1 pseudogene is annotated in these 379 nt (G+C 29.0%); it reads left to right on the top strand.

Annotated features, from left to right (window positions below):
* Positions 1 to 379 (top strand): annotated as a pseudogene (locus LQ611_RS13985) (IS3 family transposase); the annotation flags it as partial.

Here is a 379-nt window from a genome sequence, read left to right as displayed (position 1 = left end):
TATAGAAATGGGGAAACACATAGATTCAATCAACAAGTAGGTAAACAATATTCCTACGGAAAAGGAAATGAAGAATTGAGTACTGTTGAGATGCTAAAAATTGAATTAAAGCGCAAAGAAGTAGAAAATGAAATTTTAAAAAAGTACAAGGAATTGGAAAGGAAGTGGTCTCAGAGGTAGTTGTTGAATTAGTAAATGAATTGAAATCTAAATATACAGTGAAAGGCATTTTAGAAGCTTTAGATATTCCAAAATCAAATTATTACAGATGGAAAAACAAAGATTTCTGTATATCTGAGGATGAACGAGAAATTATAGAACTATGTAAGAAACATCGTTTTACATATGGTTATAGAAAAATAACTGCCTTGTTAAATAG

The sequence above is a fragment of the Mammaliicoccus sp. L-M44 genome, from assembly GCF_022386355.1.
GTDB lineage: Bacteria > Bacillota > Bacilli > Staphylococcales > Staphylococcaceae > Mammaliicoccus > Mammaliicoccus sciuri_A.
The sequence above is the reverse complement of the archived record's forward strand: the minus strand, read 5'-3'. Positions and strand labels throughout refer to the sequence as shown.